We start from the raw sequence: 18,962 nt of genomic DNA on the forward strand, positions 1-18,962 counted from the left end.
TAGTCAAATTCAGACTATTGGCGCATTCTGTCAACATTCCAGATTGTTCTTCGGTTAAACGAATTTCCAATCGAACTTTTTTGGGATTATCTGTTGGTCGTCCTGTTCTCGGAGACATTTCATCACCTCACTTTTGCCCGTACAAATATAGTAACTTATGTACGTACTAAAGTCAAGTGTTATTTTCACCTTCTTTTATTTCAAACCCTATAGTGTTCCTGTAGGGAATCCATGAATAACAAGAGGCATCTATTGTATGATTATATTTATCCTCAGGAAGGTCTTTATCCTCCTGCCAGCTGTACCGTTCCAGTTCTCCTAGATGCTCCACGCAAGTATCTACAACCAAATAACAGCCCTGTTGTATCCATCCAAGCATAAGCTTGATACGGTCGATTATTTCAACCTTTTTGTAGCTGCCAAAGAAACTGTACAAACAGCCTTGCAGCCGCTTATATTTTTTAAGCTCTGTAATCGTGGCCTGATCTGCGCAGTCTATGAACACATCTTTCGAAATTCCCCATTCCATCCGGCATTGCTCCAGAAAGTCGATAAACTTTACAGTGGTGTCCGATGGGGCCAGTGGTGTATCTAGATCCTTGTTGCTGTATACCTTCTCGTCCAGCGTGATCAGTCGTCGGTCCTCAGTAATCCCCTGGAATATCATGGCAATCGTATCAGGGGACTTACTGGAATAGGATGTGTCCAATCCTGCCGTAAACTTTTTAAATTTTATTTTACCATCTTTAACCTGTTGCCTTACCCATGCGGCAGACACCACATGCTTTTTGCGGTCAAAGTTTGGGAAAATCAGACCGGTTGCTTTACCGCGCAGTCCCTGTATTTTATTCTTCCAGATCTTTGTCCCTTTCGGCGTGTTTTGTATGATCCGTTCTATTTTTTCTTTTGGTAATCCCAGGTTATGGGCAAAAGAAAAGAACCAATGCACCCATCCGGGCTTTGGCTCTTCTTTTAATTCCTCTAGTATTTCTTTTGGCGTCTCATCGGCCCACTCCGGGAGCGGCCGGGAACAATTTATATACTCCTTATATACTGGAAGGTTCGGATCATCTGGATTGAGTGTTGCCATCGTATAGTCCGATCGCATCATAGCCTCCCGGACAAAGTCTATATCAGCCGTGTTTATCTCATCAATATACAGACATCCATACTGACCGCCCAGGGCATCCTTCCATTTTCTCTTATTACCGTAACCAACAACGAATACAATTTTGTCTCCTGCCGAAGTATGAAACAGGAGATGCGGCATCTTATACTCACCCGATCCGTTCCCCTTGTACTCTACCAGGATCCCAAAATCATCCAAAATCCCCAGATCTTTCTGAATGATATTCTTCTCAGCGGCTCCTGTATCATCCGCAGATAGGATGTGCAGCTTCTTTGGGCTTTCTGCTACTTTGAGCATAAACTTAAACAGCCCGACCGTTGTTTTTCCTGCTGCCGTAGTACCCTCCAGAAACTCAACCGGCGCATCACAGCGCAAGAACGCTTTATACTTGTCTGATAGAATCAGGTTGTCTGTACCCACTATTCATCACCGCCGCGCATCTGCTGTAGAATACTATCAAGCTTAGACTTTTCCTCATTAAGACCAGAAACCTCTACACGATCCTTGAACATTCCCATATGTCTTCCCAAAAGTTCCAGTGCTTTCAGTTTGTCTGCCATCTTAATTTCTCGTTCAATCCCATCTTCTCCGAAGGTCTTAACTTTTACTGACTGAATTGCTGCCGTATCTTCCGGAAGAGCGTATTCTTTCAGGGTTGCGTCTTCCGTGTTGATTACATCCGCTGCATTGACAAAAGCAACTTTTGCTAACTCCATTACGACCCGATCTGCATTGACACCAGTCCGCTTGCTTCGTTCGGCCATTGCCTGATCAATACGTGCGCGAATGTCAGGTTTCGTCAGGTTTTCACTTCCAATAGACTTTGCTGTATCCGGACTGTATCCTGCTCTTATGGCGGCCTGAGTAGCATTCAAGTCTATTAGATATTCTTCAATGAATCTCTTCTGTTTTGCTGTTAATCTTGCCATCAGGCTCACCTCACTTTCCACATTTAACCTGATTTACTTACTATGTATACCAGTTTACTCCATAGAAAAAGAGACACCGAAGTGCCTCACTTTCCTCTTTTCTCCCATAACTCCTCCTTTTTCCCTTCATCAAGCTTTTTTGACAAGCCCTTTTCTATCTTTTTATCATCCGAAAATAGTAATTTTAACATGCATGTCATACTTCTATAAGTACACAATAAAAACAGTATAAAACAGTATAAAAACAAAACGCTCAAACTTTTCTGTCCTAAATCGTGTGTAATAATATCCTTTGTATACGTTGCAAGTGAAATGCACACATCTATTAATCCAACACATATTGTAGATGATATATATTTTCTGAAAAGATTATCCGTATCACGATCAAATACGTATCGTACTAATTTAGATTCATTTTTCATACTTAATATCACTGGTATTATGGCTCCTAAAAAACCAATTATAATAGAGTCAAGAGTTACTATTCCATCAATGATGTCATTTATATTGCTACTTTTAACTGGATCAAACTTTAGTATTTTAAGTGCTCCCGTTATTATACCAGCACAAATATACGGATAAAACCGTTCCACCCAATACATCATATTTTCACTTCCTTTTATGAAAGTATTTCATTTATGCTTTCCTTATCAATTTCATATTTTTTAATCATTAAATCTGTAGCATATTCAAACTCTAATGTCATTCGCTTCTCAAGTTTAAAATCAACATAACTACATAATGTGTTATCGAACAAATTAACAATATCTACACTCGCATCATCATCATCTTTTACCTTTAACACGGCATCAGAAATGATATCACGATTATCATAAATATCGTTTAACATTTCTGGCATCTGCTCTTTATTTAATCCCATCTCACCTCTCCTACCTCTTCCAAGTGATATTATCACCTCTCCTGTTATGCCCCCCATTTCATAATAGCTGTTAACAATTTTAGAAAACGGTCTATGACTATTTTCGATAGGATGAAGGTTTTCAAACCTTAATAACAACCGTCTGTAATTTTTTTTACGAGTCTTTTTTATATCCACATTTTGACTAATTGGACATAAAACGATATTTTCGTCTTTCACATCCCAAATCCTATTAAGATACTTTTCCAATTTTCCTCTTCCTAATGCAAATCTGTTACATTGTAGCATTGCAACTTGATTGTCACTGTCATAAATCATTAACAAGTCTTCTCCGATATACTCATCATCTTCGAGCTCAATTGGTTTTGCCTCCTCTTCTTCTTTAACAATAGACGGAATATTGGTGTCACGCAGCTTCATAAAACGAAATTTCCAAATTCCACATTTTTTATCACCACTGTATTCTTCTAATCTTGCTTTTATTCCATCAAATTCTATTGTTTTTTGTTCAATAGACATTTTATCTGCCTTATATATCCAAGACTCAAAATCAAATCTCTCAGGATCAGTATACCCATTCTCTTCATAATGTGATACACACATCCTATAATAAATAAATTTTACCGTTCTGACATATGCCATTTTTAACCTCCACACATAACACCATTTACCAAAATCACCACCACAATTATCTTAATAATATACCATATTCTGACAATTATCAACAAATTATGACGTTATTTTCCTTTATGTGTGGTGTGTTTTTACTATAGAACATTTGTTTGGATGTGTCAATGTACAAATATAACAAAAACGTCCCGCACTTTCATGTGTAGGACGTTTTTCATATTGGTGTGTTGTAAGGAGGACTCACCGTCTGGTTTGTTACCTTTCGGCTTTATATCATACTAGCACTTTTGAAGCGGACAGTGGCGGACATTTATTAAATTTTTTCAAAAAATCTATCATGAGCCTTTCTACAACTTTCTTTTGTAAATGGAATCTTCTTCTTTGGAAACATATAATTCATTCTCATTGCTACCATTTCCCAGGTCAGATCATCAACATAATATAAGCGGAACATAGTGCGTAATCTGCTCTTCTCGATCTGCTGTATGTACTCCTCAACCTGTGTCTGCTTCTCCAGAAGATCTACTTCGAGTTCCTCCAGCTGTGCTATCTTATGTTCATAGGCCAGTTCCTTCCTCTGGATCACTGCTGTGGGTCTTCCTTGTATTTTTACAGTCCGAAGTGGCTTCTTTCCCTTCTTGCCACAGGTAACAGAGTCTGATACCACTGTTTTGTTTAAGCGTTCCATTGCTCTTTTATCTTCTTCTATTCTTCGTCTGAGGTCTTTAATCTCTTCTTTCATATCCGCATACTCTATCAGGATCTTCTTGTCCAACCGCATCCGCTCCCCTCTTTGTTTTTATACCTTTTGCGTTGCTGCCCTCGGAAAACTTCCATCGCATATATTCTTCTACCCGCATTCGTGGAAGTCATTTTTTCATCTCTTCCAATCGATTCTGTATTGTTCCATAGCTTACTCCCATCTCATCTGCAATCTTACTGATGCTCCATCCAGCTTTATACAACGCTTTTATTTTTCCCATGTCCAGTTCTTTTCTTGTGAACCTACTGGAGCCTGCTGCCACGTCTGATTTCTTGATATCCTCTTTTAGATCTCTGGTATTCCATCTTTCTACAACGCTTTCAATTGCTCCGGTATGTATTTTCCCATTTCCGTTTCCATCTATAAGGCTTAGTGTTCTGCACTTGCATTCGGTGCAGATGACACATACACCGTTTTCTACATGTATAACAGCCTCTCCTCCACAAAACGGACATGGCTTTAATTCTATCCTAATCATGTTTTCCCTTCTTTCTCCTTTCTTAAACGGCGGTTTAATTAATTTATCGTACAAAAAAACAACCATCGAATATTGACGGTTGTTTTTTTCATCTACGAAAATATTTTAAATCCCTCATTAAGTCCAAGATCATCGACAACTTTATTAACTAATGGGTCAAATAAATCTCTCTTTTCTCCATAATCTGTTAATTTCATTTCAAACCACTGCTCTGGATTCACAGTAATACTTGTTACATCTTTTTTGACTTGTGATGCTAATAAGATCATATGAGCCATGATAATAAATCTCTCCTCGTTTGAGGCATCCGTTTTTAATCCATAATTGATTTTTTGCATTGATGAAACAATTTTTATAGCCTCTATACTGCCATAAGCATAAATCGTATTATACAAATTCGTCATTTTATCATAAATGGAGTCTCCTGCTTCTCTCATTTCAGTTTTTAACTTCTGAATTCTAACTTGATCACCTTTTGAAATATTGTTTTTACCTTCTATCTCTGCTATCTGCTTTTGAACTCTAATAGGCGTCATTATTTTTTCATATAAATCCAGTGTTTCAAAAGGGATAGTCGACATTTTATCCAGTGCTATGTTTGATTTTTGTTTCCTAATTTCATCCTTGAAGCTTTTTCGTAAAGAAAAATATGTAACTACAAATCCAAGCAGAGTGATAAATGCTGGGATCAAGATTGTGAGCCAATCTTTTGTACTCATCACAGCGTTTTGAGTTGTTGTTTCATCAATTGTTGTCAAAATGGTACCGAGTATAATCGTATACATTACTTATCTCCTCATGTGTAATGTAAAAATTATACCACTTCAACCGCCAATATTCAATTTTCAATGAACAAATTAATCTTTTTCCTTTCTCAGCTAAATGTTAGGGTTTACTTGATGAAGACCAGCCATCTTGTTTTACCTCTCTGATCTCCCAGTAAAGGCTTTTTATCAAAAGCACTCAGCACCTCGGATAATTTTATCTGATCTTCGTTCCACTTAAAGACCAGCAATCCGTCCGGTTCCAGGACCCTCATGCATTCGTTGAATCCCTGCTTCTAATATTCTGGCCAGTCTAACGGAAGGATTCCGTATTTATTGGCCAACCAGCTCCCTGTCCCTGCGTGAATTAAATGAGGAGGGTCAAATACAACAACTTTGAAAGTATTATCTTTATATGGCATATCCCTGAAATCCATTTGCACATCGGGTTTTATCAGCAGTGTCCGTCCATCGCACAAGGTGGTTTCCAGTTCCCGATTGTCTGCATAAATCACATCCGGATTCTGCCTATCAAAATAAAACATCCGACTACCGCAACAAGCATCTAATATTCGTTTCATTTATCCCCCTAAGTTTCAACCTGCTGTACAGTATTTAAATCTGCGGTTCCACCATTTTGTTAACCTCAACAAAATGGTCCCATTCATTGCCCAACCATAACCAGTAACTCATACATTCCATCCTGATAATGATCATCCACCCCGATCACTTCGTACTCCTTTTCCTCTTCCGCGATCGCGTCTCCCTCGTATATGGGTCCTACGCATAGCATCATCTTCATATCATCCGACATATTCGCGGTAGCTTTCCTAAATTCGCCTAATGTCATAGTGCTCCTTTCCCTTCCCGGCCCTGCTGCCGGGAAGAAACTTCGGTTGACTGGTTACGTTCGTGACGTACCTATATCTTCACACCTGCGGCGGAGGTACCTTTCTTAGGATATCCGGCAGGAAGATGCTCTTCATGCCGCCGGTTATTTTCTTCTCCGGGCCAATCCATGCGATATCCTCCGATCCGTATTTCCGGAATACCACGATGTATCCCCTTTTCTTGCATGTGGTTTGGTCTAACGGGTTGTAATACTTGTATTCCACATAATCACCTTCTTCCAAATCTGTTTTCTGCATTATTTCACCTCCAGATAATTCTTTTTGCTTATTTCCATCCACTCTTCTCTTGTGTGAGTCTTTTCATATTCCTGTTGGGCGATCCTGCATAGCAGCTCCCTCATCTCCTGGTTGTTATGTACGGCTTCTTTCCCCTCCTTGTGGTGTCTGCGACACAAATCTACAGTTAACCCCTCTGCCTCTGAATTTGTCCTTAAGCCGGATCCAAAGAGGATATGATGTTTCTCTGTATACTTATAACTATAGTCTTTATATAGCATGCTACATAAAAAACAACAGTTTTTCTCTGTTTTCAGGATGCTTTTCTTGTGGATTTTCTTTTTCTTCCGCCTTTGCGGTTTCGGGTATGCCAGATCACTGTAGTTATTCGACAAGTTCAATCGCCTCCCCGTGATTATCTACCTCCTGGGACAGCCATTGATTCCAATAATCCGGATCGTTTAGCAGCATGTGAGGCATCTCCCGTATGGATGCTGCCATATAAAGAGCAGCTCTATATTCAGTCAGAGAGTCTAAATATTTCTTCCTGCTGCCATAATGACTGGTGACTTCTTCTTTCTCTTCTTGTGCCGGCTTCTGGGAAATGGAGGCCTGCTGCCCCAGCTCTGTATCCTCTGGTTCTGGCTCATTTAGGATTACCTCATCCGGGCAGTATTCCGGCATATCTTTGGTAAGTTCCATCTGCCCCGGAATTTCTCTGTTGTCCTCTTCCATGGGGTTTGTTTCCGGCTTCTTTGGATCTGTCTCGTGTTTAGTATTTTCAAGGTTTTCCGGCAATTGCGCCGGCGCAATTTTCTTCTCCGGGATCACTGTGCTGTCTTCTTCTGACTTTTTATCCAGTTCTTTTGTCTCTTCCTGACCAAGTTTTTCTTCTGGCCTCAAATCCTCTTCGCATTTAGTGTTTTCAATGTTTTCTAATTGCGCGGGCACAATTTCTTTTGGCTCTTTTTGAGGTTCTACCCGCAACTCTTTTTCAACCTTTTCTGTGATTTCGAAAAACCTTTTCCAGTCCATTGTCTGGGGATTTTCCCCAAATTTCTTGATCTTTACGCAATCTTCATACATCATTAGAAAAAATAGGCCTTTCTTATAGCTTCTGTTTCCACTAGGATTAACAATCTCTATCAGATCTTTGATGTTCTCCTGCATGATCCCGCTTTCTCGTATCGCATTTTGTATTTCCGGGTTATCCCGGTAAAAATTTGAAATCAGCTGTTCTATGTCATCCGCTACTCCCGGTTCCGGATCCGCTTTGTTAAAGCGTTTTAATTCCCGGATGTCATCCCGTGAGGTTTCCGGCTGTATCATCTGCCGGTCCGCATCCGGAAGCTTCAGCATTTCCTCTAACTGGCTGCGCCTCAGATCTGCGTATTCCGGCCGGAGGATCTCCGAATACCCGTCTACCGAATATTCCCGGTTGATGCTCATAAACCGGCTTACCGTAGACGGCTCCAGGCCGTATTCCGACTTGGCAAATTCGGCAATGCTCTTATATCCGTCCTGCTCGTACAGCTTCTGTTCTTCAATCTTGCGAAGAGCGTATCCGATCCGTACAAAGCTTTGTTTTACCCCCAGAAGCTCGGCCCGCAGCTTCTTTTTCATTTCCATCCAGTCATCCAGTGTCATCTGCACATATTCCATGTTTTCCCTCCCTGTTTACGCTATTGCTACTTCTTTTACTTCTATCGTTGTTACAGTTTCTCTTTTTAGTCTTGTTACATAATCATCCAGCCATTTCTGCATATTGTTTGCATTCGGTTTCCGGTCATATAATCCATACCACTGCACGATTCTTTCGCCGTCTATCTCCACCGTAATGTATGGTGTTTCCGGATCACCCTTATGTCTTAGCATTAGGATATATGTAGTACCGTCATTATGCTTTTGCAGGTAGTTGTTTCCACCCACGCAGTGATGAAGGATTTTTCCTTCCATTACGATTTCCTCTGCCGATCTTGCCGGCCGAATAATATAGTTGTCGTCTTCATAGAAATACCTCTTTCGGAGCCTTTTGTAGTTATGTTGGATATTCTGGAATCTCTCTCTTACCTCTTGAATGCGCTTGTCTAACTCTTCTTTGCTTTTCTCTATCACCATTTTGGCATGGGCTTCTCCCAAGCTCTTCGGCTTCTGATATACCGTGTTATTGAGGTCGTATCCCAGATCCTGCCTCATATTTAGATAATCCACATAGGTTATTGCGGCCTCTCTGATTCGATCTATGACATGACTGCATTCAGTTCCATATTCACATCCTGCATATTTCTCTATCCGGTTCAGGAGCTGCTGGAGACTCATGTACTTTGTTGCCAGTTCTACTTCGTCTCTTCCGAGTTTCGTCTGAGCCAGATGCTCCAGCTGATCTGCCGTCCAAGTCTGCTGCAGGTGCTTCTCCATCTGCATTGCCTCTAATAGATCGATATTCCCTTTTTTGACCATTAACTGTTTTACTCTCTCTTTTCGGATTCCCAGGAATTCATCCGACCGATTTGCATTTTTATTTACCGTAATCCCATGCCGGCGTTCGAGCAACTGCTCCACCACTCCGATCAGTCCCATCTTGACCAGCATTTCGATCTGTGGGGTTTTCAGGTAACATTCGAAGTATTCCATCGGATTTACCTCTTTTACTTCGCTTTCATACTCCTGCAGGGCGCTATACCGGAATATAGTCCCTTCCATCTCCCTGTAGGTCTCCGGCATGATTGGAGCTTTAGAAATGTTGATATTTGCAATGCCATACAGATTGCAGTCATCCCAGAAATCTTTCCCATTGAAATTATCATGTTTGTGATAGTCGATCTGCATGTTCTTTCCTGGTTCAAAATAAGCCCTTGCAACCTCCACACCGCTGAGTTCTTCACTGGCGTTGCACATCTCTGTCCCTTTTTCCGTACATATTAACCCCAGATTCCACGCTTTGCTGACCTCGATATATCGCAGGACCATTCCTGCCTCTTTGTACTTCTGTCCCAGAAATACGTGAATTGTGTCCTTATGTCCGCCCTTTACCTTTCCCTGGCATTTATACTCTCCACGTGTCCCACACATCGGACACTCCCCGGAATGTCCCTCTCTTGGTTCTACTCCGTTTTTCCACCTGACATCTGACACGCCTCCGCACTTGCTGCAGGCAATCTTCGCCCGGTATCCATATTTTTTGTAATACAGATAATGGCGGTTATTGAAGTATACTGTGTCTGCCCAGTCCAGAATTCTCTCCTGTGGAAGTTCCTGTGTATGGGTCATCCTGTCATTAAGAGCCTGCTGCCGGCGCTGATACTTTCTTTCTTCAGTCTTTCTTCTGGCCGATATTGCAATATCATCCTGGTATTTGTAAACATACTCCCACCAACGCGCCTCATTCCAGATTTCACATTTGCAGAACTTTTTTACTCGTTCCAAATCTCCGCTGCTTTGGAGGATGTTTTCCTGTTCTTTCTGCTGCCAGGTACCCACATGCTCCTTGCTGGCATACCATACCAGCCTTTCTCTGTAGCTGTATTTGTCTGTCTCAATTTTCTGTCTTGTCCATTCTCCGGTTTTGGGGAAGTATGTTCCGAAATCCCTTTTTGTGAGTACGATCCGTACCACAGGGATGTCTATTTCCGTCTTGCTATTGCGATAAATTTCCAGGAACAAATGCTTTTCGTGGGATACGATTTTGACGGCCGTTACTCCAATATATTTCGCATCTTTCTTTCTGCTTGCTTTCCGCAGTTTCAAATATGGGATTTTTTCAATGGCTTTCTTTTTCATTCGTTCTACCTACTTCCCCATGTAGTAATCCCGGATAATTTTCTTTGCCCTTCCCATCCCTGGGATCCCCAGTGTCACTTTGCCAGATGTAACACCTGCTGCCTTTAAGATATCCTGGTCTACCGTGTTCTGGTTTTTGAAGGACCAGGAAAGCAACACTGCAATACAGCCTTTTAAGCTCCGTCCCCTCTTCCGTACTTTGAATGCCAGGATTTCATCTTCCAAGCACTGCCCCTTTAGGTATTCCACCCAATCCTCCATAATTTCTTTCGGTTTCAGTTCTGCTGCCTCGATCTCAATCTTTCCTATGGCCGCCGTCACAGCGTCGCATAGCATTGGCAGATCTCCCTGCAGATACATTTCTACCAGTTCCTCCTGGATTCCGTTTTCTTTGGCCATGGCTTTTAAGCTGTCAATGTCGCCCTCGTTAAATAGGTTTTCTGCCAGTTCATTAATCTCCTTGAAGGAGTCAAATTCTCCAAATTTCTCGAACATCTCTATCTCTCCTTTTCCTTAAGCATTTCTTTGAGTCTATTGATGTAAGCATTGTGTTTACTAAAGCGGAAGGCGATTATATGCCTGTCCACGTATTCTAGGAACTGCTGCCAGAGTTCCTTGTTTTTTACCTCTCCTCCGGTGGGTTTCTTCCACTCAGACCGCCTCCACGATTCGGGACTGCCACGCTCTGCTATGTTCTTGATATAGATGCAGTCGGTATAGATGGTCACGGAGCACGCCGCGTTTAGTATTTCCAAGGCTTTCACTATTGCGAGGAGGACAGATCTGTAATATGTCGTATTGTCTTCTCTGCCCACGATTTCCCGGGTTACCGGACCTTTGCTGGTCTGGCATTCCACAATGGCAGCGTAGCTCCCGCTTCGAATCCCGGGACCACAGAGGCTTGTCTTTACATAGATTTTTACTTCAAACTGCTTCATATCAAATCCTCCTGTTAATCCTGATCATTGTGTAGCACCTATATCGATGACCCGTAATCGGATTCACTCCTTCATGAAAAGAGTTCTTGTCAATGTAGTATCCTTTCCAGGCTACCGGCTCTTTCCATTTCTCTCCCCACATAATCTTCACCTTCGGTTCAGGCACAGGCAAGTTCTTGGACGTTGAATAACTGGATTCCCGCAGGCGTGGGTCTGTTTTCGGGGTCTTGGTGATGTATGCTGCCAACTCTGCGAACTCTCCCTTCCCATACAGCAACTGATTATGGACTCTCCCCTTTCCCCAGGCTTCGGTTAAAATGATGTCCGTATCCGGGATACGGTTAATGACCAGATGGATATGCCATGCATTTCTCGTGCCGCATTCAATATTCCGTATCCATTTCAATCCATATCCTCTTTTCCGATATTCCGATCGGACCCTTGTATAAAACTTTTTGAAATCTGCTTTCGCCTCTTCCATGGAGACCGGGCGCTTATCTTTCTCATAGGTCAAGACTGTAAAATAATCATGGATGTCAAAATTATTCCGCAGTTTCCATCTTGCCAGCTTCTCCTTGTTGTATTGGTTCCTCTTCTCGATCTGCTCCGGTGTTGCCTTCACTTTTTTCATCCGCTTTTCCCCTGGAGCACCATACCTTCCGTTGTGAAACTCTTCTATCTCGATTGCATTCTTGAACTTGATTACCTTTCTCTTTCTTGCCATACCATTCCGTCCTATGTTCTATCTTTAATATTCTTATCGAGTTGAAAAGAGGGCGGTAAGCCCTGTTTTTTATTGACTTTCCGCCCCATGAATGGTATATTATGTATAGGTTATTTATCCATGTGGCGGAAGTCACTGGCACATCTATTTGCGGTAGATGTGCTATTTTTTTATTCTTCTTTTTAAATGCTTTTCAAGTTGATCCGTGATCGTCCATACCAACAGGCCGATCGCCGCCCAGGTTAATCCATTTCGGATCTGGGGTGCCCGCACTGACAGCTCCGTCATTACCGGTTCCATCGTGGAGATTACGACCAGGGCCGTGTAGACAATGCTTAAGAGCAGTTCGACTTCTGCAACGTCCCGGATCCATCGCAGGATTCGCCGGCGGCGCAGTGTTATGTAATGATGTACTCGCTGCCCCTTCTTTTTCCTTCTTCGTAAGCATGTTTTAGCACCTCTGTGTCTGTGCCTCTGAAGCTCTCCCTCTCGTCTGTCTGGATATACCTTATGATCCATGGTGCATCCCTCCCATCCTCAAATATCATTCCTTCCATGTCTTCCAGTGCCGGGTGCAGAACCTGATCGTAATGGTCCCTGCGGCATGTGATACGCATGGTGGCTTGTCCTAAGAAATATTCTATGTAGGACACTACGTGATGACTTTCCTGATCAGTACCGACACTGGAATATTCCAGCCAGTAAGCCCAGGCTCTGTGAGCCTTCTGAAACTCCGTGTTTTCTATATCCGGCAGTTTATAAGGGCTGTATTTTTTTACAAGCTCATAGAGCTGTTCTTTACTTAGTTTTATATACTGCACTGCTTGTCCTCCGTTTGCTTGGGTTACTCTGCTCTATTTGTGCAGCTAAGTCCATAATTTCCTTGTGCCGTTGCACCATTTTCAGGTGGCTTATATCCTGCTCCCTGTGTACGGCCGCTAGTGCGCGTGCAGCCTCCATCTGTGTCTGTGTCATTCTCGTTCTCTCCCTTCCACACATATCCAGTTAGATCATAAAGCTTCTTAGGACTAATATAGGTATTTCTGTATGATCGCTTTCCCCTTTTCTTTCGTGCTTTATAAATAACTCCTAAATCCAGTGTGCCGTCTTCCATTTTATTTCGGATTGTGTCCGGCTTCATTCCCAACACTTTAGATGCCACTTTCACCGGTACGTTTCCTATGCCAAATACTGGATAAACATCTTCCATTCATGATCACCTCCCTCTTTTCTACTACTGTTTTAAATTAAACTTTTGTTGTATTTCCATACCCTTCTTGTTATTGATTTTCCAGTTTCTCCCACCTATAATGTACTTACAGGCTATTGCAGTAGCCAAGTACGAAAGAAAGCAATCCCCTATGAATAACATTCAAAAATATGCTATCGAATTGAGCAAAGACATTGTTATTGCAAAGTTAAGTTCATCCGCCCCAAACCATTCCAATGAAGTTTCAGGGAAAGCTATCGGTGAAATGTTTGAAGCTGTTTACAACAAAGTCTACGAAATTTGCTCAAAAGAAGAATCTAAATAAGTGGCTATATCATGCATTGTTTTACTGATCTGGGCAAGACACGCATCATCACACGTTTTAGACCGCTCCGCTAATAGCTCCAACTGTTGGCGGAGTATTTCTTTTTCTGTTTTCAGCACCTATACCACCTCCTTCTCTTCTTTAAATAAGTAATCGCCTTTACCCACCAACACTTTTATAATTTAATTACCGGATGCCACCGGAATAATTACAGAAAGGGGGATTTATATAGACAAATTTATAGTCTATACTGGTTACTGTCCTACCCAAGGCAAAGACGAAAATATTACAGTACAATACAGTCATGTATCCGGTTCAAAGTACATAAAAACAGGTGCTAGTTGTCCGTTTGCTTCATTCGTTCATAACAAATGTGATCTTATGAAAGAATGTCCTATACGCAAATCAGCTCCATCAGGAATTTTTTAGTAACGATACAAATAATACTCCTTTACCACACAGGTTATCTTTTGACTTGTTTTTCCCTTTTCTTCTCCAACCTGAAAAGTCATAGGCTGGAGTGAAGCCTGTGTGGTATTTTCCGCAAAATGCGCAATACCAAAACATTTCTTACACCATCCCTCCCTTATTATTGATTTCTAAATTTTTACCACTTATAATATACTTACAGGCTGTAGCGAGCCGAATAAAAAAGAAAGGAGTATACTGCCATGAAACTTAATCCAGATTGTATTAGAGATATTTTACTGACAGTGGAATCACTCCCAAATATGAATAACTATTACCGTTTTGACTCAAAATCTATCCCTGTACTTTTTCCTGATTACTCAATCGAAGAAGTTCAATACCACATAAGGCAGTGCGACTTGAATGATTTCTTATATAATGTATCTAGTTTCCAAAATGGTGATTATATCGTTCATGATTTGACACCACTTGGACATGAATTCTTAGCCAATATTCGTAACGACACCTTTTTCCAAAAAGTAAAGGATATTGGGAAAGACCTCGGCTTGAGTTCTTTAAAGGATATTGCGCAAATAGCCGCATCGTGCGCTACCATCCTAATAAAAAATCGCTTCAATCTTCCTTAATACAGAGTGATTTTTTTATAACTTTTATGCGGTATTTTTCCAGCGTCACTTTATCAGGTAAGTCATAACCTGATTCAGCATAATAGAGAAGTACCGCAAGAAAATTTTGCTTCCAAAGCCACGCCTTGACTGCAATTATTACAGATAAAAACACAATTAATATTGCTATCATCTTTCACACCTCCTCCTTCTCTTTATCTTGATTTCCCATTTTTCCCCATTTATAATGTACTTGCAGGCTATTATAGCGGCCAAGCACGAAAGAAAGGAGAACTGTATGAAATCATTCAACGAATTTTATCAATCTACTATCTCTGAAATGGACAAATCTATTCACGACATCATTATTGACGAATTTCCGAGTGGAGAAAAAATTTCTCCTCAAGAGTTCGGTGGTAAAATTTTATCTGCAAATTACCAAATACTCTTGAAGCCTTGCGTCTCTATCATGAATGGCTGTCCGAACAATTTTAGCCATTTCTTTTCCATCAACATCAGCAGTAACTGTAACTTTGGACTCCTTGCTACTCCGAATAGCTTGGAGTTCTTTTCTTATCAGTACGAGCTCATGATAGATTTTTCTCAGCACCCTCAGACCTCCTCCTTTTCTTCTGCTTCAAATAGGTAATCTAACGTTTTGTCTGGGAATGCCTTCTTTTTAATTTCAACGCATTCTCTTAACGAAAGATTACTTTTACCGTTCAATTTGAATGACAATGTTGTTGGAGTTATCCCTAATATTTCTGCCATTTTTGTTTTCGTTAATTTTGATCTAGCCATTTCAGCCTCTAAGTTTGGAAACACTTTATCACTCCTTTTCTCGATTTATCGTGATCTTTATTATATTATATACGAATTTTCGAGATTGTCAATATATTTTCTCGATTTTTCGTATATTTATCTATTTTATTTTTATTATCTTATTGATTTTTCGAGATAATAGTGTTATTATTTGCCTATAGCCCTTAGAAAGGAGAACATCTTTATGGATGAACTTGAATCCCAATTAAAGGAAATGATTATTGACAATTATGGCAGTTTAAAAAAATTCACAGAAACTATTAATATGCCTTGGACTACGCTAGATAGTATTCTTAAAAGAGGTGTATCCAATTCAAATATTACAAATGTCTTAAAAATAACGCGTGAATTGGGCATTGATGCTGAAAAACTAGTTGATGGTAAAATAATAGAAAGCTCTTATGAGCCAACTACTATTGCTGCACACTTAAATACAGATACCCTAACTCAAGATGAATTAGACGATGTAGCAAGTTATATTGAATTTATAAAAGCCAAAAGATCTAAGTAACCTTCTGTTATCCATCTTATGCATTAATACAATTAATAACAGGAGTTGATTGAATGAATAAATATGAAAAATTGTTGGAAGAAGCCACAAAACCGCCCTGCGCCACCAGAAACAACTTACCCAAAGTATATCCAAGAAAGTCAGGTGATCAGATGGAATTAAACATTGAAGAACTGCGTAAAATATGCAGCATAGAGAATCTCCAAATTACCCTGCATGCTGCCAAACGTTTAGAGCAGCGTGGAATAACTACAAAAGATATTTTGGCGTGTATACTGAATGGGAAGATCATAGAGCAATACCCAACTGACTATCCATTTCCAAGCTGCCTTATACTTGGGATATCCGCCAGAAATCAGTACCTGCATGTAGTTGTCGGAAGTAACCTGGAAACCTTGTGGATTATAACAGCATACTATCCGGATTTAGAAAAATGGAAAGATGATTTCCAAACAAGAAAGGGGAATAAATTATGATGTGCTTTTCATGTAAAGGAACTGTAGAGAACAGTATCACCTCATATATGACAGAGTATAATGGATGCTATATCATTATTAAGAATGTTCCGTGTACTAAATGTACCCAGTGTGGTGAAGAGTATTTGAACGGAGTCACTCTTCAGAAGATTGAGACGATCCTGGAAAAGTTAAAGGACGCCCTCACTGAAATTGCCGTTGTGGATTATAATAAAGCAGCATAGATGATAATAAAAACCGCCCCTGCGCCAACAGGAACGGCTTTTGATACATCCGAAGATGCATCATATTCGAACAAATATATTGTATCATCTTCGGAGCAGCCATGCAATCGGAACATATTTTCGATGGCTGTTATTTTTATACACTTTTTTAGGAGAGGATGATAAGAAATGACAAGATACAAGAAGCGGAAAGATGGAAGGTATCATACCACCATCGCAACAGGCATGTTTAACGAGGAGGGCAAAGAAATCCGGATCCCGGTCTACGGGTATTCTATCTCCGAATTCGAAGCAAACAAAGATGCTGTTAAAGCCCAGGTTTTGACAGATACATATGCCTATGATAAAGGGACCACATTCAGTGAATACAAATGGCACTGGTTTAAAACCTATATCGAAGACACGGATAAATCCCATAATCGAAAACAAGCCTACAGAAATGCCGTTAAAAACCATACCGGTACACTGGATCCCATCGCTTTAGGTGAAATCAAGAAGTCCCAGGTACAGGAAGGATATAACAAACTGAACGGCAGTCCCGATCTGCAGCATGAGTATAAGTTAGTTGTGAACCAGATCTTCGAATGTGCCATAGAAGACGGCCTGATCTCCAAGAATCCTGCGAAAAACCTTTCGATCTCTAAACGGAAGAAGAAAAAGAAAAGGGCCTTAACCAGGATTGAGCGCGAAGCCCTCAAGACCGCAGACTTTACGCTGCAAGAACGCTGCTTCGTTGAGCTCCTTCATTATGCTGGACTCCGCAGGCAGGAGATCCTGGCCCTTACTAAACCGGACATTAACTTCTATGATGATACGATCTGCATAAATAAGGCGATTGAATTCATCGGGGAACGCCCCAACATGAAAGAGACTAAGAGTGAGGATGGAGAACGTTTCATTGATATCCTGGCACCGCTCAGACCCATATTAAAGGAATATACCCAACAACTCAATACGCTTCTCCTGTTTCCAAATTCAAGTGGGACCGTTATGTCTAAAACTCAGTATAGGCGCTTCTTCGAAAAAATAAAGCTGAAGATCAACACTGCTGCCGGAGGAAAGCACCACTATGAAAAGGACTCGAAAGGAAGATACAAGCTCGCATATGATATAGATATGTGTCAGGGGCTCTCAGCACACGTTTTTAGGCACGAATACGCTACCATCCTATATTATTCCGGGATAGACATTTTGGAGGCTATACGGCTGTTTGGACACGCCGACTCGAAGACCATGACAGACATCTATACTGAACTGAGAAAAGAAGAGTCCTGTTCAAAAGAGAAATTGAATAAATACCTGGAAGAAAAATACACCATGAGTAACTGACGCAAACGCCCACTTTTCAAAAGACAAATTTCATGAACTTTTAGTCAAAATTTAGTCAAATAGAAATTTTTAACGAAAGAATGGCTTAAAATGGGCGTTTGCGGCACTCTCCCCTAACACTCGTAATGAAGGGGTCGTCGGTTCAAGTCCGATTTCCAGCTTGATGAATAAAGTGCCGCAATCCCAGTGTTTTCAAGGGGTTGCGGCACTTTTAACCATATTTAAGGCCCGGATCCAACATGGAACCGGGCCGTTTCTATTTTCTTCCTACCAGATCATCTATTGTGGTGTCTAATCTATTTGCTAATTGAATTAGGATATTTATATCTGGCTCACGCTTTTCATTTTCATAGTTTGTCAAAGCCTGTCTGGTCACGCAAATGCTTTTTGCCAGCATCGCTTGAGTCCAGCCGTGCTGCTCTCTTAAGTTTCGTATATTCTTTCCTATCATAGTATCTGCTCCTTCTAAATATTTCATTTCAAGAGAATACTACTTTTTATGTACACTGTAAAGTATGTCTAACCGTTCCTTAGCAGATCCTTAACCGATCTAAAGAACTTATCCAGGATAGATTACATTCGGATTTGCAAGGTGCTGGTGTTGGAGATGGCTTGCCTACAGCTCCCCGAATCTCTAATGGGAAATCGCGGTAGCATTCGTTCATATCTACACTTCCTGCGATCCACAGCTCCTGCCTGTGTTCCCGGCTCCGCCAGATCAAGATAGATTGGATTTAGATATACGCAGTGTGTTGGAAAAGCGCAGTCTACAGTCTGAATCGCTGAAGTCTCACGACCAATGTCATTAAGCTAAGGCATTAGAGGCATAGCAGAAAAAACACAGAGTATGAGTTTAAGTCGTGCCCTGTGTTTTTTTGTAATATTTTAA

Annotated in this window: 29 protein-coding genes; 7 read left to right on the forward strand and 22 right to left on the reverse strand. The window is 40.9% G+C overall.

All coding sequences use genetic code 11. From position 1 onward, the window contains the following. Window positions 1–172: 172 nt before the first annotated feature. The 16 genes from AC4OGX_RS09855 to AC4OGX_RS09930 form a co-directional block, all read right to left on the reverse strand. Window positions 173–1,549, reverse strand: coding sequence for a terminase large subunit domain-containing protein (locus tag AC4OGX_RS09855; RefSeq protein WP_493330177.1), 1,377 nt, complete (start codon window positions 1,547–1,549; stop codon window positions 173–175). Next, window positions 1,549–2,058 carry a terminase small subunit gene (locus tag AC4OGX_RS09860; RefSeq protein WP_493330178.1) on the reverse strand — a complete coding sequence of 170 codons (510 nt, stop codon included), beginning with the start codon at window positions 2,056–2,058 and terminating at the stop codon, window positions 1,549–1,551. Before AC4OGX_RS09860 ends, AC4OGX_RS09855 begins: the two co-directional genes overlap by 1 nt. Before the next feature lie 86 nt (window positions 2,059–2,144). Continuing rightward, complete coding sequence (locus AC4OGX_RS09865) at window positions 2,145–2,663, reverse strand: hypothetical protein (RefSeq protein ID WP_493330179.1); 519 nt, start codon at window positions 2,661–2,663, stop codon at window positions 2,145–2,147. Between the two features lie 14 nt (window positions 2,664–2,677). Next, on the reverse strand, window positions 2,678–3,580 hold the full coding sequence (locus AC4OGX_RS09870; RefSeq protein ID WP_493330180.1) for a DUF6731 family protein: 903 nt from the start codon (window positions 3,578–3,580) through the stop codon (window positions 2,678–2,680). 301 nt (window positions 3,581–3,881) lie between these two features. Next, window positions 3,882–4,343 carry a hypothetical protein gene (locus tag AC4OGX_RS09875; RefSeq protein ID WP_493330181.1) on the reverse strand — a complete coding sequence of 154 codons (462 nt, stop codon included), beginning with the start codon at window positions 4,341–4,343 and terminating at the stop codon, window positions 3,882–3,884. A gap of 94 nt (window positions 4,344–4,437) precedes the next feature. Then, window positions 4,438–4,863, reverse strand: a complete 426-nt coding sequence (locus tag AC4OGX_RS09880) for a Lar family restriction alleviation protein (RefSeq protein WP_493330182.1) — start codon at window positions 4,861–4,863, stop codon at window positions 4,438–4,440. Window positions 4,864–4,901: 38 nt separating this feature from the next. Next, window positions 4,902–5,594 (reverse strand): hypothetical protein, encoded by a 693-nt coding sequence (locus AC4OGX_RS09885; RefSeq protein WP_493330183.1) that lies wholly within the window; start codon window positions 5,592–5,594, stop codon window positions 4,902–4,904. A 275-nt stretch (window positions 5,595–5,869) separates the two neighbouring features. Then, on the reverse strand, window positions 5,870–6,154 hold the full coding sequence (locus AC4OGX_RS09890; RefSeq protein ID WP_493330184.1) for a hypothetical protein: 285 nt from the start codon (window positions 6,152–6,154) through the stop codon (window positions 5,870–5,872). Between the two features lie 83 nt (window positions 6,155–6,237). After that, window positions 6,238–6,423 (reverse strand): hypothetical protein, encoded by a 186-nt coding sequence (locus AC4OGX_RS09895; protein ID WP_493330185.1) that lies wholly within the window; start codon window positions 6,421–6,423, stop codon window positions 6,238–6,240. 79 nt (window positions 6,424–6,502) lie between these two features. After that, on the reverse strand, window positions 6,503–6,721 hold the full coding sequence (locus tag AC4OGX_RS09900; RefSeq protein ID WP_493330186.1) for a hypothetical protein: 219 nt from the start codon (window positions 6,719–6,721) through the stop codon (window positions 6,503–6,505). Next, window positions 6,721–6,981, reverse strand: coding sequence for a hypothetical protein (locus tag AC4OGX_RS09905; protein ID WP_493330187.1), 261 nt, complete (start codon window positions 6,979–6,981; stop codon window positions 6,721–6,723). Before AC4OGX_RS09905 ends, AC4OGX_RS09900 begins: the two co-directional genes overlap by 1 nt. A gap of 103 nt (window positions 6,982–7,084) precedes the next feature. Next, window positions 7,085–8,362, reverse strand: a complete 1,278-nt coding sequence (locus tag AC4OGX_RS09910) for a hypothetical protein (protein WP_493330188.1) — start codon at window positions 8,360–8,362, stop codon at window positions 7,085–7,087. Between the two features lie 15 nt (window positions 8,363–8,377). Next, a complete protein-coding gene (locus AC4OGX_RS09915; RefSeq protein WP_493330189.1) occupies window positions 8,378–10,447 on the reverse strand; it encodes a PcfJ domain-containing protein in 2,070 nt (689 codons plus the stop codon). A gap of 42 nt (window positions 10,448–10,489) precedes the next feature. Continuing rightward, window positions 10,490–10,975, reverse strand: a complete 486-nt coding sequence (locus AC4OGX_RS09920; RefSeq protein ID WP_493330190.1) for a hypothetical protein — start codon at window positions 10,973–10,975, stop codon at window positions 10,490–10,492. Between the two features lie 2 nt (window positions 10,976–10,977). Next, the gene (locus tag AC4OGX_RS09925) at window positions 10,978–11,418 is read right to left on the reverse strand and encodes an RNase H family protein (RefSeq protein WP_493330191.1); all 441 of its coding nucleotides are present in this window, start codon (window positions 11,416–11,418) and stop codon (window positions 10,978–10,980) included. Between the two features lies 1 nt (window position 11,419). Next, window positions 11,420–12,142 (reverse strand): rolling circle replication-associated protein, encoded by a 723-nt coding sequence (locus AC4OGX_RS09930; protein WP_493330192.1) that lies wholly within the window; start codon window positions 12,140–12,142, stop codon window positions 11,420–11,422. Between the two features lie 205 nt (window positions 12,143–12,347). Between AC4OGX_RS09930 and AC4OGX_RS09935 the strand changes: the two genes are divergently transcribed. Then, complete coding sequence (locus tag AC4OGX_RS09935; protein WP_493330193.1) at window positions 12,348–12,470, forward strand: hypothetical protein; 123 nt, start codon at window positions 12,348–12,350, stop codon at window positions 12,468–12,470. Between the two features lie 70 nt (window positions 12,471–12,540). Here AC4OGX_RS09935 and AC4OGX_RS09940 read toward each other — a convergent pair whose 3' ends face one another. Further along, entirely contained in the window at window positions 12,541–12,963 is a 423-nt protein-coding gene (locus AC4OGX_RS09940) for a hypothetical protein (protein ID WP_493330195.1), read from the reverse strand. Between the two features lie 23 nt (window positions 12,964–12,986). Then, window positions 12,987–13,352 carry a hypothetical protein gene (locus tag AC4OGX_RS09945; protein ID WP_493330196.1) on the reverse strand — a complete coding sequence of 122 codons (366 nt, stop codon included), beginning with the start codon at window positions 13,350–13,352 and terminating at the stop codon, window positions 12,987–12,989. 151 nt (window positions 13,353–13,503) lie between these two features. On the opposite strand from AC4OGX_RS09945, the gene AC4OGX_RS09950 reads away from it, so the two are divergent. Then, window positions 13,504–13,677, forward strand: coding sequence for a hypothetical protein (locus tag AC4OGX_RS09950; protein ID WP_493330198.1), 174 nt, complete (start codon window positions 13,504–13,506; stop codon window positions 13,675–13,677). Window positions 13,678–14,348: 671 nt separating this feature from the next. Continuing rightward, complete coding sequence (locus AC4OGX_RS09955; RefSeq protein ID WP_493330199.1) at window positions 14,349–14,732, forward strand: DUF2513 domain-containing protein; 384 nt, start codon at window positions 14,349–14,351, stop codon at window positions 14,730–14,732. Here AC4OGX_RS09955 and AC4OGX_RS09960 read toward each other — a convergent pair. From AC4OGX_RS09960 to AC4OGX_RS09970, 3 genes are all read right to left on the reverse strand, one after another. After that, on the reverse strand, window positions 14,719–14,904 hold the full coding sequence (locus AC4OGX_RS09960) for a hypothetical protein (RefSeq protein ID WP_493330200.1): 186 nt from the start codon (window positions 14,902–14,904) through the stop codon (window positions 14,719–14,721). The two genes, AC4OGX_RS09955 and AC4OGX_RS09960, sit on opposite strands and share 14 nt — an antisense overlap. Before the next feature lie 231 nt (window positions 14,905–15,135). Further along, complete coding sequence (locus AC4OGX_RS09965; RefSeq protein WP_493330202.1) at window positions 15,136–15,321, reverse strand: hypothetical protein; 186 nt, start codon at window positions 15,319–15,321, stop codon at window positions 15,136–15,138. A 2-nt stretch (window positions 15,322–15,323) separates the two neighbouring features. Beyond that, on the reverse strand, window positions 15,324–15,512 hold the full coding sequence (locus AC4OGX_RS09970) for a helix-turn-helix domain-containing protein (RefSeq protein WP_493330204.1): 189 nt from the start codon (window positions 15,510–15,512) through the stop codon (window positions 15,324–15,326). Between the two features lie 205 nt (window positions 15,513–15,717). Here AC4OGX_RS09970 and AC4OGX_RS09975 point away from each other — a divergent pair, with 205 nt between their 5' ends. The 4 genes from AC4OGX_RS09975 to AC4OGX_RS09990 all read left to right on the forward strand — a co-directional run bounded on the left by AC4OGX_RS09975 (window position 15,718) and on the right by AC4OGX_RS09990 (window position 18,073). Next, window positions 15,718–16,044, forward strand: a complete 327-nt coding sequence (locus AC4OGX_RS09975; RefSeq protein WP_493330206.1) for a hypothetical protein — start codon at window positions 15,718–15,720, stop codon at window positions 16,042–16,044. Between the two features lie 53 nt (window positions 16,045–16,097). After that, window positions 16,098–16,520: a DUF4258 domain-containing protein gene (locus AC4OGX_RS09980; RefSeq protein WP_493330208.1), complete on the forward strand. Its 423-nt coding sequence runs from the start codon at window positions 16,098–16,100 to the stop codon at window positions 16,518–16,520. Beyond that, the gene (locus AC4OGX_RS09985) at window positions 16,517–16,744 is read left to right on the forward strand and encodes a type II toxin-antitoxin system MqsA family antitoxin (RefSeq protein WP_493330210.1); all 228 of its coding nucleotides are present in this window, start codon (window positions 16,517–16,519) and stop codon (window positions 16,742–16,744) included. The genes AC4OGX_RS09980 and AC4OGX_RS09985 overlap by 4 nt, the downstream gene beginning before the upstream one ends. Before the next feature lie 168 nt (window positions 16,745–16,912). Beyond that, window positions 16,913–18,073, forward strand: coding sequence for a tyrosine-type recombinase/integrase (locus AC4OGX_RS09990; protein WP_493330211.1), 1,161 nt, complete (start codon window positions 16,913–16,915; stop codon window positions 18,071–18,073). A gap of 256 nt (window positions 18,074–18,329) precedes the next feature. Here AC4OGX_RS09990 and AC4OGX_RS09995 read toward each other — a convergent pair whose 3' ends face one another. Further along, window positions 18,330–18,551 (reverse strand): helix-turn-helix domain-containing protein, encoded by a 222-nt coding sequence (locus AC4OGX_RS09995; RefSeq protein WP_493330213.1) that lies wholly within the window; start codon window positions 18,549–18,551, stop codon window positions 18,330–18,332. Window positions 18,552–18,962 lie beyond the last annotated feature (411 nt).

It is taken from the genome of Faecalicatena sp. (assembly GCF_058819085.1).